The sequence below is a fragment of the Halomonas pelophila genome, from assembly GCF_040196315.1.
Taxonomy (GTDB): Bacteria; Pseudomonadota; Gammaproteobacteria; order Pseudomonadales; family Halomonadaceae; genus Halomonas; species Halomonas pelophila.
In genome coordinates this window covers 78,501-92,170 of the sequence record NZ_JBEGCI010000001.1, presented here as the reverse complement: position 1 = coordinate 92,170, position 13,670 = coordinate 78,501, and the positions used below count along the sequence as shown (strand labels likewise).

Here is a 13,670-nt window from a genome sequence, read left to right as displayed (position 1 = left end):
CGACGGTGCCCGGGAGCAGGGGCGGGAGAGGCATTCGTTCTATTTAGTCGAATGGATCTGGGACAATAATCCGCTTTTGCTCGTATAAATCGACGATAAGCTGGTTGGCATCCCCAGACACCCGCTCTCAGGCAGACCAGAGCTCATGCAGGAGGTGCCCACATGCTGACCCTTCGTCCCGCTCAGGAACGTGGTTATGCCGACCACGGTTGGCTCAAAGGCCGTCACAGTTTCTCTTTCGCCGACTACTTCGACCCGGAGCACCTCCATTTCAGCGTGCTGCGGGTGATCAACGAGGACCGGGTCGTCCCCGGTCGGGGCTTCGGTCGTCACGGGCATCGCGACATGGAGATCTTCTCCTATGTGCTCGACGGTGAGCTGGCCCATCGCGACACCCTCGGCAACGACTCCAGCATCCGCCCCGGCCAGGTGCAGCTGATGAGTGCCGGCACCGGAGTCTTGCACAGCGAGTTCAACGGCTCCGACGAGCGGCCGGTGCATTTCCTGCAGATCTGGCTGATCCCCCGGGAAGCGGGGCTCACGCCGCGTTACCAGGAGACGGAGTTCAGCGAGGCGGACAAACGCGGCGGGCTGCAGCCGATCATCACCCCGGACGGCCGCGACGGCTCCCTGGTGATCCAGCAGGACGCCGCCATCTACGCCGCCCTCATCGATGGCGAAGAGCGTGCCGAGCTGCCGCTGGCCCCCGGACGTCGCGGGTATGTCCACGTCGCCCGAGGCAGCCTGGTGGTCAACGGCCAGCCGATGCGCGCCGGCGACGGGCTCAGGCTGGAACAGGAAGCCGGCGTCATCCTTGAACGGGGCCAGGAGGCCGAGGTCCTGGTCTTCGACCTGCCCTGATCACGTCGTGGCCGTCATGGTGGTTGAGGGCAATACCTCGGCGAGGGCTACAGATGCTTGAGCAGGCGCTGCAGCTTCTTGAGATCACCGGAGTCGCCGACAAGGCGCACGGTGCCTTCCATCATGCCATCGAGAAAGGCCTGCTGGGTGGGCTTCTTGAGGACCTTGAGCGCCGTGGCCTCGTCCGCGAAGCGCAGCTCGAGGTCGAGATCCACCGGCAGGCCGTGGCCCGCGCGGATGCCGCCGGGAGACATGCGGTAGTGCCGGGCGATGGACAGATCCTCGGTGGCGATGCCCCAGTCCAGGCCGCGCATCTCTCCCAGCAATTCGCGAAACCGCGCCTGGCGGCGCAGGGCGCGCTTGAGCATCAGCCCGAGCAGCCACAGCATCAGTCGCAGCTTCATATTGGCTCCGGATCCGGAGGGAGGGGGGAATCACGCGGCCCGCGTTGAGCGGGCCGCAGCGCCTTACTTGCCGACGGCGTCCTTGAGGCCCTTGCCTGGCTTGAAGGCGACGGTCTTGCTGGCCGGTATGGTCAGCGGTTTGCCGGTCTGGGGGTTCTTGCCGGTGCGCGCGGCACGCTCGCGCACGGTGAAGGTGCCGAAGCCGATCAGCGAAACATCCTGTCCCTGAGAAACGCTCCCGGTGATCTCGTCGAGAATGACGTTGAGCACCTGGCTGGCCTTGTCCTTGGATAGATCAGCACGCTCGGCAATCGCCGCGGCGAGTTCTGGCTTGCGCATACAGCCCTCCTGATATTGGCATCGAAATGCCGGCGTTCGTCGCCGACTGGATGATTATTTCATACGACCCGTCAGCGCATCACGCGCCTACCCTCCATCGTACTAAAGACGATGGCGCCGCGACCCGATGACCGCGAGAGGCCCGGTGGTTGACGAATCTAGCCTAGCAACGGCGGCGCGGCTCGCGCCAGTTCGACTTTCCGACGCACCGCGCGCCCTGTCAACGCAAAGCCGATCAGCTCTCCGGCCTCGTTCTCAGCCAGCGCGATCAGGTCGCGACCCTCGCCCTCGATTCGCCAGCGCGCCGGCGCCCGGGCGGGGGGCAGCGCCACCACCGGCAGCAGCGGCGTCTTGACCAGCACCGGCCAGGGGCCGTAGGCCACCGAGGTGGGCGTGCCGGTCAGGGTTCGCGCCAGGGCCTTGGCGCTGGCCAGCAGCGGCTGGACGTACATGGCGTTGACCCCATCGACGCAGGCCACGTCGCCCAGGGCATGGATGCCGGGCACCGAGGTCGCCAGCCGGCGGTCGGTGTGGATGCCCGCCTGGCTGACCGTGAGCCCGGCCGACTCGGCGAGCGCGGTGCGCGGCCTGAGCCCCGTAGCAACCAGCACCAGGTCGGCCGAGAGCGACGCGCCGTCGTCGAGCCCCACCGCGACCCCATCGCCCTCGGCCTCGAGCCGGGCCAGCTGGCGCCCGGTGTGAAGTCGCATGCCGGCCTCGCGGAAGGCCTCGCCCAGGGCGTGGCCGAGTGTCTCGGGCACCAGCCGCGGCAAAGGCGCCGGTTCCGGAGCCACCAGCTCGACCGCGTGCCCACCCGCGGCGAGGTCGTTGGCGAACTCGCAGCCCACCAGGCCGAGGCCGATGACCGCCACCCGCGCCGGCCGGCCGAGCGCCTCCAGGGCCACATGGAAGGCGCGGTAATCGTCCAGGTCGTTGACGCTGAAGATGCGCTCGGCGACGGCCTCGGGCAGCGTGAAGGGCCACGCCGGCGCCGCGCCGGTGGCCAGCACCAGCTCGCTCCAGGGCAGGGTCTCGGCGCCGATCGTCAGGGTCCGGGCCGCGGCGTCGATCGCCTCGACCCGGGTATGGGTGCGCACCACGGCGTCGAGCTCGTCGGCCACCTCGAGGGCCGAGCGCGCCGCCAGGCGCGACGGCGGCAGGCGCTTGGCGAAGCCGGTGGAGAGCAGCGGCTTGGAGTAGTCGTCGCCGCTGTCGGCGGTGATCAGGGTCATCGGTCGCGCGGGGTCGAGCTGGCGTAGCTGACGCACCAGTCCGAGACCCGCCATGCCGGAGCCGATGATGGTCAGGGGGGCGGTCATGGAACTCCTCGATGTGGGGGCCGGGGCGGCCCGTCACGGGAAAGCGTGTCGCACCGACATGGTACACTAGCCGCCCTCGAAATCGACGCGGAGACACACGGTGAGCAACGGCTCGGCACGCGATCCTCGCTGGCGTCCCCTGGCGGCGGCACGCCCCGCCATGAGTCCCGACTGGTGGCGCTGGGTGGCGTCCCGCGACTCGCTCACCGCCCGGCTGATCGCCGCCGGGGGCCGGCGCGCCTTCCGGGTGCGCCTGCTGGATCAGCGCCTCGGCCGCCCCCACCGCGACGAGGCCCTGGCCCTGGGGCTGCCCCATGGCCGCGTGGCCTGGCTGCGCGAAGTGGCGCTGTGCCTGGACGAGCGCCCCTGGGTCATGGCCCGCTCGGTGGTGCCCCTGGACGGGCTCCATGGCCAGCGCCTCGAGGGCCTGGGCGAGCGCTCCCTGGGCCACTGGCTGTTCCGCCAGCCCGACCTGATGCGCGGCCCCCTGGAGGTCACCGCCGACCCGCTGCTCTTCCAGGCCGCCGATGGCCCCTGGGCGCGCCGCTCGGTATTTCGCCACCGGCGCTTCGCGGTGCTGGTCCAGGAGTCCTTCCTGGCCACCATGACGGATGACCTCGAGCTTCCTTCACGCTAGGCTCTGGTCCAGTTCCCGATGCCCATATCAGGCGGCGCCGGGGGCAAGCCGGATAGGAGGTCCTACGCCAAGGATGGCGTCGGTAGCGTACAGGGAGGTATTCACAGCGCCTCCTAGACGGCTTGTCACCGGTTCAGCCTCCCCAGACCGCTCAACGACTCTCATGAGGTAGAGATGGACCGTTCCCTGATGCGCCCCGAGGGACTTGCCCGGGTGCCCGACTTCCTGCACCTGACCCGGCTGGACCGCCCCATCGGCACCTGGCTGCTGATGTGGCCCACCCTGTGGGCACTGTGGATCGCCGCCGAGGGGCTGCCCGGGCGCCGGGTGCTGCTGATCTTCATCGCCGGGGTCTACCTGATGCGCGCCGCCGGCTGCGTGGTCAACGACTACGCCGACCGCCACCTCGACGGCCACGTCAAGCGCACCCGGAATCGCCCCTTGGCCACCGGCCGCATCGCCGAGGGGGAGGCCCAGGGGTTGTTCGCGATCCTGGTGATGGCCGCCTTCGTGCTGGTCTGGTTCACTAACCTCTTCACGGTGATGCTCTCGGTGGTCGGCGTTCTGCTGGCCGCCATCTACCCCTTCATGAAGCGCTACACCCACCTGCCCCAGGCCTTTCTCGGCGCGGCCTTCTCCTGGGCGATCCCCATGGCCTTCGGGGCGGTGCTCGGCACGGTGCCGCCGGTGGCCTGGCTGCTGTTCGCCGCCAACGTGGCCTGGACGGTGGCCTACGACACCGAGTACGCCATGGTCGACCGCGACGACGACCTGAGGATCGGCATCAAGTCCACCGCGGTGCTGTTCGGGCGCGCCGACCGGCTGATGATCGGCCTGCTTCAGGGCCTGACCCTGGCGCTGCTGGCCTGGGCCGGGGTGCTGCTCGCGCTGGGGGGCTTCTTCTGGCTGGGACTCGCCGCCATGGCGGCGACCTTCGTGCACCAGCAGCGGCTGATCCGCGAACGCGATCGCGACCGCTGCTTCCAGGCCTTCCTCAACAACCACTGGTCGGGCCTCGTCGCCTTCGCCGGCATCGCGCTCTCGCTGTGGCCCGCGGTGCAGGGGGGCTGAGCCGGCGACAGGCCGCCCCTGTCACGCTATTGTCATCATGACGTGTTGTCATCGTCATCGACCTGACATTGACCATGAGGCTTCGGGATGAGCGCCAAGACCGTACTGATCGTCGACGATGAGGCGCCGATCCGCGAGATGATCGCGGTAGCGCTGGAGATGGCCGACTATCGCGTCCTCGAGGCGGACAGTGCCCAGGCAGCCCACGCCATGGTAGTCGATCACCAGCCCGACCTGGTGCTGCTCGACTGGATGATGCCCGGCACCAGCGGCATCGAGCTGGCCCGGCGCCTCAAGCGTGAGGAGGCCACCGCCGACCTGCCGATTATCATGCTCACCGCCAAGGGTGAGGAGGACAACAAGATCCAGGGACTCGAGGCCGGGGCCGACGACTACATCACCAAGCCCTTCTCGCCGCGCGAGCTGGTGGCACGCCTCAAGGCGGTGCTGCGCCGCGCCACCCCCCAGGGGGTCGAGGACGCGGTGGAGATCGACGGCCTGATCCTCGACCCGGTCAGCCATCGGGTCAGCGTCGACGGCCAGTCGCTGGAGATGGGCCCCACCGAGTACCGGCTGCTGCAGTTCTTCATGACCCACCAGGAACGCGCCTACACCCGCGGCCAGCTGCTCGATCAGGTGTGGGGCGGCAACGTCTATGTCGAGGAGCGCACCGTGGACGTGCACATCCGCCGCCTGCGCAAGGCGCTGGGCGAGCCTCACCAGCAGCTGATCCAGACCGTCCGTGGCACCGGTTACCGGTTCTCCGCCAAGGGCTGACGTGGGTCGCCTCTGGAGACGCGAGGGCTGGCGCCTGGCGGCCCTGGTCGCCGCCGGCGCCCTGCTCGGCTGGCCCTTCGCCGCCATCCCGACCGGCATCGCCGTCGGCCTCGCGCTCTGCCTGGCCTTCCACCTGCGCCAGCTCAATGCCCTCTACCAGTGGCTGACCCACCGCCCCCAAGAGGAGCCGCCCGCCGCCAGCGGCCTGTGGGGCGAGCTGTTCGACCGCCTCTATCGCTACCAGAAGAGCCAGCGGATCACCCAGCAGCGCCTGCGCTCGACCCTGCAGCGCATCCAGGAGTCGTCGGAGGCGATGCGCGACAGCGTGGTGATGCTCGACCGTCACGGCGACCTGGAGTGGTGGAACAGCGCCGCCGAACAGATGCTCGGCTTCCAGCCCCAGCAGGACCGCGGCCAGCACATCACCAACCTGCTGCGCGACCCGCGCTTCGTCGACTACTTCCACGGCCGCGACTACCGTGAGCCGCTGACCCTGACCTCACCCATCGACGAGTCGCGGATCCTGCAGTTCCAGATCACCCTCTACGGCGACGACGAGCGCCTGGTGATGGCCCGCGATATCACTCGCCTGCACCGCCTGGAGCAGATGCGCCGCGACTTCGTGGCCAACGTCTCCCACGAGCTGAGAACGCCCTTGACGGTGCTCGCCGGCTACCTCGAGACCTACACCGACATGGCCGATCAGCTACCGCCCCGGCTGGGCCGCGGCCTGTCCTCGATGCAGGCCCAGACCGAGCGCATGCAGAACCTGGTTGACGACCTGCTGCTGCTGTCGCGCCTGGAGATCGATCGGGGCGGCCGGCACGACGGCCCGCTCGACATGGCGGCGCTGCTCGAGGCGGTGCGCCACGATGCCGAGGCGCTCTCCGGCGGACGCCAGGTCATCTCGGTGGAAGACACCGCCACCCGCACGCTGATCGGCAACGCGAAGGAGATCCGCAGCGCGCTCTCCAACCTGGCCTTCAACGCCGTGCGCTACTCGGGCGACGGCTGCCATATCGTGCTGCGCTGGCGGGCCCGGGGAGACGGTGCCTGCCTGGAGGTGCAGGACGACGGCGAGGGCATCGATCCGGTGCACCTGCCACGCCTCACCGAGCGCTTCTATCGCGTCGACAAGGGCCGAAGCACCGCCACCGGCGGCACCGGCCTGGGGCTGGCCATCGTCAAGCACGTGCTGCTGCGCCACGACGCCCGGCTGGAGATCGACTCGCGCCCCGGCCGCGGCGCCACCTTCCGCTGCGTCTTCCCCGCCGGCCGCCTGCAGGAGGCGCCGCAGCCTCAGCGCGCCTGAGGCGGGGTGACGGTTTCCAGGCCGCGGTAGTGGCGATCCCACATCAGCACCGCGGCGGCCACGGCGCCGGGCAGCAGGAAGAGATTGGCCAGCGGCAGCCAGGTGATCAGGGTCACCCAGCCGCCGTAGGTCAGGGTCGGCCAGCGGCGCGCGCCCAGGCGCTGGCGCATGTCGCGAAAGCTGACCTTGTTGTTGTCCATCGGGTAGTCGAGGTAGGTGATCGCCATGATCCAGGCCGTGAAGGCCGCCCACAGCAGCGGCGCGATCAGGTTGAGCACCGGGATCCAGCTGAGCACGAAGAGCAGCGCCATGCGCGGCAGGATGTAGGCCAGCTTGACCAGCTCGCGGCCCATGGCATCCACGGCGGTCTTCGTAAGCCCCCGGTCGTCCAGCGGCGGCCGCCCGGTCACCTCGACCTCGACCCGGGCCGCCAGGAAGCCGTAGAAGGGCGCGGCGATCAGGTGGGTCACCAGGGTGAAGGTGAAGAAGACGATCAGCACCAGGCTCACCACGAACAGCGGCCAGATCAGCCACGACAGCCAGGAGAGCCACTCGGGCACCATGGCCATCCAGCCGTCGAGCCAGCCACCGAAGTTGCCCACCACGTAGCCGAGCATGGCGCCGTAGACCAGCAGGTTGACCAGTATCGGCAGGAACACGTAGCGGCGCAGGCCGCGGGAGTAGACCAGGCGGGTGCCGCGGGTCAGCGCGGTGAAGGCATCGAGCATCCGGAGCGTCCTCATCATCACGTGAAGGCCGCCGCCCGAGGGGCGGCGGCCTGCGCATTGAGGGTCAAGCGGGGGACGAGGTCAAGCGTTGCGCTCGAAGATGTCCTTGTCGAGATCCTCGGGGTCGGTATGGCGGATGTCGAGCCCCTTGACCAGGTAGACGACGTACTCGGCCAGGTTGTTGGCGTGATCGCCGATGCGCTCCAGGGCGCGCAGGATCCACATCACGCTGAGCACCGGCGAGATTGCCCGGGCGTCCTCCATCATGAAGGTCATCAGCGAGCGCATGGCGCTGCCGTACTCGTTGTCGACCTCGTCGTCCTCGTGGACCAGCTTCAGCGCTAGCTCGGTATCGAGGCGCGCGAAGGAGGTCAGGGCGTCACGCACCATGCGGCGCACGTGCTCGCTGATCATGCGCACCTCGACGAAGCCGCGGTTGCCGCTGTCGGACTCGATCAGGTCGATGGCGTTGCGCGCGATCTTGCTCGCCTCGTCGCCGATGCGCTCCAGGTCGGAGGCGGCGCGGATCACCGCCAGCACCAGGCGCAGGTCCGAGGCGGTGGGCTGGCGCCGCGCCAGCACCTGGGTGCACTCCTCGTCGATCTTGATCTGCATGTCGTTGACGGCGCGATCGTTGTCGACCACCCGCTGGCCGAGCTCCGAGTCGCGGTCGAGCAGGGCGCCCACGGCGTCCTGGACCTGCTTTTCGACCAGGCCGCCCATGGCCATCAGGTGCGTCTTGAGCTCGTCGAGCTCCTGGTTGAACTGCCGCGAGATATGCTGGCTGTGGCTATCGCTGGTAATGTCCATGGGATCTCTCCTTGGGCCGGCCATCAGGCCATGCGCCCGGTGATGTAGTTCTCGGTGCGCGCCAGGCGCGGATTGGTGAACAGGGTGTCGGTGGGCGCGTACTCGACCAGCTCCCCGTGCTGCAGGAAGGCGGTGTAGTCGGACACCCGCGCCGCCTGCTGCATGTTGTGGGTGACCAGCACCAGGGTCAGGTGCGACTTCAGGTTGCGGATCAGCTCCTCGATCTTCAGCGTCGAGATCGGGTCCAGCGCCGAGGCCGGCTCGTCGAGCAGCAGCACCTCGGGGCCCACCGCCAGGGTGCGGGCGATCACCAGGCGCTGCTGCTGGCCGCCGGAGAGCGACCAGGCTGAGGCGCGAAGCCGATCCTTCACCTCGTCCCACAGCGCCGCCGAGCGCAGCGCCCACTCGATGATGTCGTCGCGCTTGCGCTTGCTGAGCCCGCCCTGCAGGCGCAGCCCGAAGGCCACGTTGTCGTGGATCGACATCGGGAAGGGGTTGGGCGACTGGAACACCATGCCCACCCGTCGCCGCAGCTCCGCCACCGCCACCTCGGGGGCATGGATGTCCTCGCCCTCGAGGGTCACCTCGCCCTCGCGCACCACCTCGTCGTTGAGATCGTGGAGGCGATTGAGCACCCGCAGCAGGGTCGACTTGCCGCAGCCCGAGGGCCCGATGAAGGCGGTGACGCGGTGGCGCGGCACCCTCAGCGTGAGGTTCCTGAGCGCGGTCTTGTCGCCATAGGCGAGGCTCAGCCCCCGGATGGCCAGGCTGCTGGCCTCGGGGGGAAAGTCGATGATCGCCGCCGGGTCGGGCGACGAACGCTGATCCTTCACGAGTGGCATCGAGACTCCCGGGTGGCGCCGCGCATCAGACCTCATCGGCGCGTGAGCGCCCCATGACGCGTACTGAGATGATGACGCAGAAATATTGCGGTCAGGTTAAGCACCAGGATCACCAGCACCAGCAGCAGCGCCGTGGCATACACCAGCGGCATCGCGGCCTGGACATCGCCGCCATGAAAGGCGGCATCGAAGATGTGGTAACCCAGGTGCATGAACTTCCTTTCAAGATGCAGGAAGGGGAAGTCACCGTCCACCGGCACCTGGGGCGCCAGCTTGGCGACCCCCACCAGCATCAACGGCGCCACCTCGCCGGCGGCCCGGGCCACGGCGAGGATCACCCCCGTAAGCATGGCCGGGGCGGCCATCGGCAGCACCACCCGGGAGAGCATCTCCAGCCGGGTCGCGCCCAGCGCCAGGGCGCCCTCGCGCTGCTGGTCGGGAATCCGCGCCAGCCCCTCCTCGGTGGCCACGATCACCACCGGCAGGGTCAGCAGCGCAAGGGTCAGGGAGGCCCACAGCAGCCCGCCGGTGCCGAAGGTCGGCGAGGGCAGCGCCGCCTCGAAGAACCAGCTGTCCAGGCGACCGCCGATCCCGTAGACGAAGACCCCAAGCCCGAAGACGCCATAGACGATGGAGGGTACCCCGGCGAGGTTGCGCACGGCGATGCGCACCAGCCGCGTCAGCCGCCCCTGATGGGCGACCTCGTTGAGGTAGATCGCCGCCAGCACGCCGAAGGGCGTCACCAGGATCGACATCAGCATGACCATCAGCACGGTGCCGAAGATCGCCGGCCAGACCCCGCCGGCGGTGTTGGCCGCCCGCGGCCCCTCGGAGAGGAAGCGCCAGACGCCGTCACCCCAGACGGCGAGCCTGTCGAGCGGCGACATGGCATTGGGTCGACGCGCGCCCAGCACCTGTTCCAGGGGCACCGACAGCGTTTCGCCATCGGCGGTCGCCAGACTCAGGCGCCCGCCCGCCATGGCCGCCTGCAGCTCGCGCAGCCGGGCGTGAGCCGCGTCGAGCGTACGCTCCGCCGAGTCCTCGACGCGTTGCCCGGCGAGCGGCAGGATCACCTCCTCGCGCAGGCGGTCGCGGGCGTCGCGCAGCGCGTCGAGCTCGTCGAGCCGCGCCTCGAGCGCCGGCCAGGCGGCCTCCCCCTCGAGCCGCTCGCCACCGGCGGCCTCAAACGCCGCCAGTCGGCCGATCGCCTGCCCCCAGCGGCGGCGCTCCAGCACCACTATATCCGCCGGATGGCTCACCGCCTCGATGGCCGAGACCCGCACCCAGGCCCAGCGATCGCCATCCAGGTCGCGGTTGCCGGTGCGATAGAGCCGCTCGACGCCGTCGCCCTCTGCAAGCGGCACCTCGCGGACCCGCTCGCCGGCGAGCTGCCGGCCATCCTCGAGCACCACCAGCTCGACGGGCGACGGCCAGAAGTGTCCCAGGCCGCGCACCGTCAAGAGCGCCAGCAGCGCCAGCAGGGCCAGCAGCGAGAGCGCCACGCTGCCCGCACAGAGCCAGGCACCGGCGCCTTCACCGCGGGGCAGGCGCAGGCGGCGAGATGACGCTTCCGTCATGATCCGGCCCTCATGAACCGCCTCCCAGCCGCCGGTAGCGCCGGCGCAGGCGCGTGCGCACCAGCTCGGCCAGGGTATTGACCAGGAAGGTGAAGACGAACAGCGCCAGGGCCGCCAGCAGCAGCAGCTGATAGTGCACGCCCCCGGGGCCGGCCTCGGGCAGCTCGATGGCGATGGTCGCCGCCAGGGAGCGCAGGCCGTCCAGGGGATTGAGGGTCATCACGGCGGCATTGCCGCTGGCCATCAGCACGATCATGGTCTCGCCCACGGCCCGCCCGGCGCCGATCATCACCGCCGAGAAGATGCCCGGCGACGCCGCGGGCAGCACCACCTTCCAGAGGGTCTGCCAGCGGGTCGCTCCAAGCGCCTGGGCGCCCTCCGCCAGGCTCGCCGGCACCCCCGAGAGGGCGTCCTCGGCCAGCGCATAGACGCTCGGCATCACCGCGAAGCCCATCGCCGCGCCGACGATCAGCGCGTTGCGCACGGCGATATCGAACCCCAGACGCTGCTCCAGGAAGCGGCGAAGGTCGCCGTCGAACGCCACGGCCTCGAGCCAGGGAGCGAGCCACACCGACGCGGCCAGCACCAGCGCCAGCCAGGGCACCAGCCACAGGCCGGCCCAGCCCAGCGGCAACGACTGCTGCAGTCGAGGCGGAAGCCGCGAGCGGAGCCCGCCGGCCAGCAGCAGCCCCGGCGCCAGCAGCAACAGGCAGGCGGCGACCTCGGCCAGGTGACGCTCGACCCAGGGCGCCAGCACCAGGCCGGCGACGAAGCCGACGACCACCCCCGGCAGTGCCTCCATCAGCTCCAGCGTCGGCTTCAGGCGGCTGCGCAGGCGCCGGGACATGAACAGCGAAGAGTGGGCCGCCGCCCCCAGCGCCAGGGGCACGGCGATCGCCAGCGCCCAGGCCGCCGCCTCCAGGGTGCCCCAGGCCAGCGGCACCAGGCTGATCCGCGGCGCCTCGTCCGGCGCCAGGCTGGCCGTGGGCGCCCAACGATGGCGGCTGGCCTCATCGGCCGCCTCGCCGGCTCCCCAGAGCGCCTCGGGGGGGATCGCACTCGACTCCCCGGACGGCCAGAACAGCGGCACGACCTCCACCGCCAGGAAGAGCCCGATAGCCAGCAGCGCGGCGATCACGCCGATCCCCCCCGCGGTGATCAGCGCGGTGGCCAGGCGATCGCGCCCCTGACGCAGGCGGCGTCGCACGGCAGTCGGCGGGGGGGAGTCGAGCATGACCGGACCTGTGAGAGACGAGGGCTAACGAAAGAGTACGACAAGGTGATGACAGAGGGATGACAGCGTCAACTGCCGCCGTCGGGCGCCAGCGCGCGGCGCTGGCGCCGTCGCTGCGCCTCGGGCAGGGCGACGAAGCCGAGCTCCTCGACGATGGCCTGACCCGCTGGCGAGAGCACCAGGTCGACGAAGGCGCGTTCAGGCGCCGGCAGCGCCTCGCCGGGCGGCAGGTTGAGGTAGAGGTAGAGGTCCCGCGACAGGGCATACTCGCCGCGGCGCACCGCCTCGGGATCGGGCGCATGGAGCATCCCGTCGTCGTCGCGGCGAGCCAGGGCCTTCACGCCCGGTGTCAGGTGATTGAGGCCGGCGTAGCCGATGGCCCGCGGATCCTCGGCCACCGCCGCCACCACCGCGGCCGAGCCGGGGTGCTCGTTGACCGCCGGGCGGAAGAATCCGTCACAGAGCGCCACCCGCCGGAACAGCGCCTGAGTGCCGGAGGCCGCGTTGCGGCCGTGGAGGCGGATGCGCCCCTCGGGCCACGCGAGCCCCAGCGCCTGCCAGTCGCGGATCGCGGCCGGCGCCCCGCAGCGCCGCGTGTCGGAGAAGACGGCATCCAGCTCGCGGCGCCCCAGGCCCGCCAGCGGGTTGTGACGGTGCACCACCACCACCAGGGCGTCGCGGGCCACCACCAGCTCCCGCGGCGGATAACCGTGGCGTGCGACGAAGGCGCGGCGCTCGATGTCGCCCATGGGGCGAGACATCGGCCCCAGCCGGGTGGTCCCGGCCACCAGCGCCGGTGGCGCGCTGGCCGAGCCGCTGGCCTGCAGCTGCAGCCGAACGCCGGGATGGCGACGTGCCAGCGCCTCTCCCCAACGCAGCATCAGCTCCGCCATGGTATCGGAGCCCATCGCCCCCAGAGTCCCGGCGATCTCCTCGATCTGGCCGCGCGCCCCGGGCCGATCCTGGATCTGTGCCTGGGCCTGGGCCTGGGCCTGGGCCTGAATCATGGGCACGCCGGATGCGATCAGCAGCAGCCAGGGGATCAGGCGGCGGGACAGGACGACGGGCATGACGGCTCCTCGAAGCGCGAAGGTGAAGAAGAAAGGAGATCGCGGCCGGCGGCAGGATGTCGCGCCGCCAAGGTGGTGAACGCGGGCCCTCGACGTATACCATGGAGCACCGATGAACCCCTTCACCACATCGATGCCCCCCACAACAACAATGCGAGTCGTAACGCCCGCCATGACAGACATCGACGATACCCCCGCCCCCCAGGGTCAGCTGACCCTCAAGCTGCTGGCCAGCCGCCAGGATACCAATCTGCACGGCGACATTCCCGGCGGCTGGCTGGTCGCCCGCATGGACGAGGCCGCCGAGGTGGCCGCCGGCCGGGAGGCCCTGGGCCGCACGGCCAACGTGGCCATCGAGGCCATGGACTTCCTCTGCCCGGTGCGGGTGGGCTCCATGGTGAACATCTTCACCCGCGTCAGCGAGATCGGCCACAGTTCGATCAAGATCGACGTGGAGGTGTGGATCCGCGCGCCCCACGAGCGCGACCCCCACGAGTTGCACAAGGTCACCGAGGCACGCTTCGTGATGGTCGCCTTGGACGAGAACGGGCGGATCCGCGGCGTGCGCCAGCAAGACTGATCACCTCTCGCGGATCGACCCTCGCCGTCCCTCGGCGAAAAGGGCTCGGAGGCGCCACCTGGGCGCCTCCGAGCTGTGCGTCTGATACCTGGCCGCGGGCGATGGAGCG

Annotated in this window: 15 protein-coding genes; 6 read left to right on the top strand and 9 right to left on the bottom strand. The window is 70.0% G+C overall.

Going from position 1 to position 13,670, the window contains the following annotated elements:
* Positions 1-162: 162 nt before the first annotated feature.
* A complete protein-coding gene (locus ABE957_RS00430; RefSeq protein WP_349756668.1) occupies positions 163-861 on the top strand; it encodes a pirin family protein in 699 nt (232 codons plus the stop codon).
* A gap of 47 nt (positions 862-908) precedes the next feature.
* Here the strand turns inward: ABE957_RS00430 and ABE957_RS00425 are convergent, their stop codons facing one another.
* The 3 genes from ABE957_RS00425 to ABE957_RS00415 form a co-directional block, all read right to left on the bottom strand.
* Positions 909-1,265, bottom strand: coding sequence for a hypothetical protein (locus ABE957_RS00425; RefSeq protein WP_349756667.1), 357 nt, complete (start codon positions 1,263-1,265; stop codon positions 909-911).
* Between the two features lie 63 nt (positions 1,266-1,328).
* On the bottom strand, positions 1,329-1,604 hold the full coding sequence (locus ABE957_RS00420) for an HU family DNA-binding protein (RefSeq protein ID WP_089851221.1): 276 nt from the start codon (positions 1,602-1,604) through the stop codon (positions 1,329-1,331).
* A 158-nt stretch (positions 1,605-1,762) separates the two neighbouring features.
* Positions 1,763-2,923 (bottom strand): FAD-dependent oxidoreductase, encoded by a 1,161-nt coding sequence (locus ABE957_RS00415; protein ID WP_349756666.1) that lies wholly within the window; start codon positions 2,921-2,923, stop codon positions 1,763-1,765.
* 160 nt (positions 2,924-3,083) lie between these two features.
* Here ABE957_RS00415 and ABE957_RS00410 point away from each other — a divergent pair, with 160 nt between their 5' ends.
* The 4 genes from ABE957_RS00410 to phoR all read left to right on the top strand — a co-directional run bounded on the left by ABE957_RS00410 (position 3,084) and on the right by phoR (position 6,720).
* Positions 3,084-3,560 carry a chorismate--pyruvate lyase family protein gene (locus ABE957_RS00410; protein ID WP_349756937.1) on the top strand — a complete coding sequence of 159 codons (477 nt, stop codon included), beginning with the start codon at positions 3,084-3,086 and terminating at the stop codon, positions 3,558-3,560.
* Positions 3,561-3,734: 174 nt separating this feature from the next.
* Complete coding sequence (gene ubiA, locus ABE957_RS00405) at positions 3,735-4,631, top strand: 4-hydroxybenzoate octaprenyltransferase (protein WP_349756665.1); 897 nt, start codon at positions 3,735-3,737, stop codon at positions 4,629-4,631.
* A gap of 87 nt (positions 4,632-4,718) precedes the next feature.
* Positions 4,719-5,408, top strand: a complete 690-nt coding sequence (phoB, locus tag ABE957_RS00400) for a phosphate regulon transcriptional regulator PhoB (protein ID WP_349756664.1) — start codon at positions 4,719-4,721, stop codon at positions 5,406-5,408.
* 1 nt (position 5,409) lies between these two features.
* Positions 5,410-6,720: a phosphate regulon sensor histidine kinase PhoR gene (gene phoR, locus ABE957_RS00395; protein WP_349756663.1), complete on the top strand. Its 1,311-nt coding sequence runs from the start codon at positions 5,410-5,412 to the stop codon at positions 6,718-6,720.
* Here the strand turns inward: phoR and cysZ are convergent.
* From cysZ to ABE957_RS00365, 6 genes are all read right to left on the bottom strand, one after another.
* Positions 6,708-7,448: a sulfate transporter CysZ gene (gene cysZ / locus ABE957_RS00390; protein ID WP_349756662.1), complete on the bottom strand. Its 741-nt coding sequence runs from the start codon at positions 7,446-7,448 to the stop codon at positions 6,708-6,710. The two genes, phoR and cysZ, sit on opposite strands and share 13 nt — an antisense overlap.
* An 81-nt stretch (positions 7,449-7,529) precedes the next feature.
* The gene (gene phoU, locus ABE957_RS00385) at positions 7,530-8,258 is read right to left on the bottom strand and encodes a phosphate signaling complex protein PhoU (RefSeq protein ID WP_349756661.1); all 729 of its coding nucleotides are present in this window, start codon (positions 8,256-8,258) and stop codon (positions 7,530-7,532) included.
* Between the two features lie 23 nt (positions 8,259-8,281).
* Positions 8,282-9,100, bottom strand: a complete 819-nt coding sequence (pstB, locus tag ABE957_RS00380) for a phosphate ABC transporter ATP-binding protein PstB (protein ID WP_349756660.1) — start codon at positions 9,098-9,100, stop codon at positions 8,282-8,284.
* Positions 9,101-9,132: 32 nt separating this feature from the next.
* The gene (pstA, locus tag ABE957_RS00375; RefSeq protein ID WP_349756659.1) at positions 9,133-10,677 is read right to left on the bottom strand and encodes a phosphate ABC transporter permease PstA; all 1,545 of its coding nucleotides are present in this window, start codon (positions 10,675-10,677) and stop codon (positions 9,133-9,135) included.
* Between the two features lie 10 nt (positions 10,678-10,687).
* Positions 10,688-11,911: an ABC transporter permease subunit gene (locus ABE957_RS00370; RefSeq protein ID WP_349756658.1), complete on the bottom strand. Its 1,224-nt coding sequence runs from the start codon at positions 11,909-11,911 to the stop codon at positions 10,688-10,690.
* 68 nt (positions 11,912-11,979) lie between these two features.
* A complete protein-coding gene (locus ABE957_RS00365; RefSeq protein ID WP_349756657.1) occupies positions 11,980-12,981 on the bottom strand; it encodes a phosphate ABC transporter substrate-binding protein in 1,002 nt (333 codons plus the stop codon).
* Positions 12,982-13,153: 172 nt separating this feature from the next.
* Here ABE957_RS00365 and ABE957_RS00360 point away from each other — a divergent pair, with 172 nt between their 5' ends.
* Positions 13,154-13,561, top strand: coding sequence for an acyl-CoA thioesterase (locus ABE957_RS00360; RefSeq protein WP_349756656.1), 408 nt, complete (start codon positions 13,154-13,156; stop codon positions 13,559-13,561).
* Positions 13,562-13,670: the final 109 nt, after the last annotated feature.

Coding starts and splice junctions, on each gene's coding strand:
- ABE957_RS00430 (WP_349756668.1), top strand. CDS start 163: ATGCTGACCCTTCGTCCCGCTCAGGAACGTGGTTATGCCGACCACGGT.
- ABE957_RS00425 (WP_349756667.1), bottom strand. CDS start 1,265: ATGAAGCTGCGACTGATGCTGTGGCTGCTCGGGCTGATGCTCAAGCGC.
- ABE957_RS00420 (WP_089851221.1), bottom strand. CDS start 1,604: ATGCGCAAGCCAGAACTCGCCGCGGCGATTGCCGAGCGTGCTGATCTA.
- ABE957_RS00415 (WP_349756666.1), bottom strand. CDS start 2,923: ATGACCGCCCCCCTGACCATCATCGGCTCCGGCATGGCGGGTCTCGGA.
- ABE957_RS00410 (WP_349756937.1), top strand. CDS start 3,084: ATGAGTCCCGACTGGTGGCGCTGGGTGGCGTCCCGCGACTCGCTCACC.
- ubiA (WP_349756665.1), top strand. CDS start 3,735: ATGGACCGTTCCCTGATGCGCCCCGAGGGACTTGCCCGGGTGCCCGAC.
- phoB (WP_349756664.1), top strand. CDS start 4,719: ATGAGCGCCAAGACCGTACTGATCGTCGACGATGAGGCGCCGATCCGC.
- cysZ (WP_349756662.1), bottom strand. CDS start 7,448: ATGCTCGATGCCTTCACCGCGCTGACCCGCGGCACCCGCCTGGTCTAC.
- phoU (WP_349756661.1), bottom strand. CDS start 8,258: ATGGACATTACCAGCGATAGCCACAGCCAGCATATCTCGCGGCAGTTC.
- pstB (WP_349756660.1), bottom strand. CDS start 9,100: ATGCCACTCGTGAAGGATCAGCGTTCGTCGCCCGACCCGGCGGCGATC.
- pstA (WP_349756659.1), bottom strand. CDS start 10,677: ATGACGGAAGCGTCATCTCGCCGCCTGCGCCTGCCCCGCGGTGAAGGC.
- ABE957_RS00370 (WP_349756658.1), bottom strand. CDS start 11,911: ATGCTCGACTCCCCCCCGCCGACTGCCGTGCGACGCCGCCTGCGTCAG.
- ABE957_RS00365 (WP_349756657.1), bottom strand. CDS start 12,981: ATGCCCGTCGTCCTGTCCCGCCGCCTGATCCCCTGGCTGCTGCTGATC.
- ABE957_RS00360 (WP_349756656.1), top strand. CDS start 13,154: ATGACAGACATCGACGATACCCCCGCCCCCCAGGGTCAGCTGACCCTC.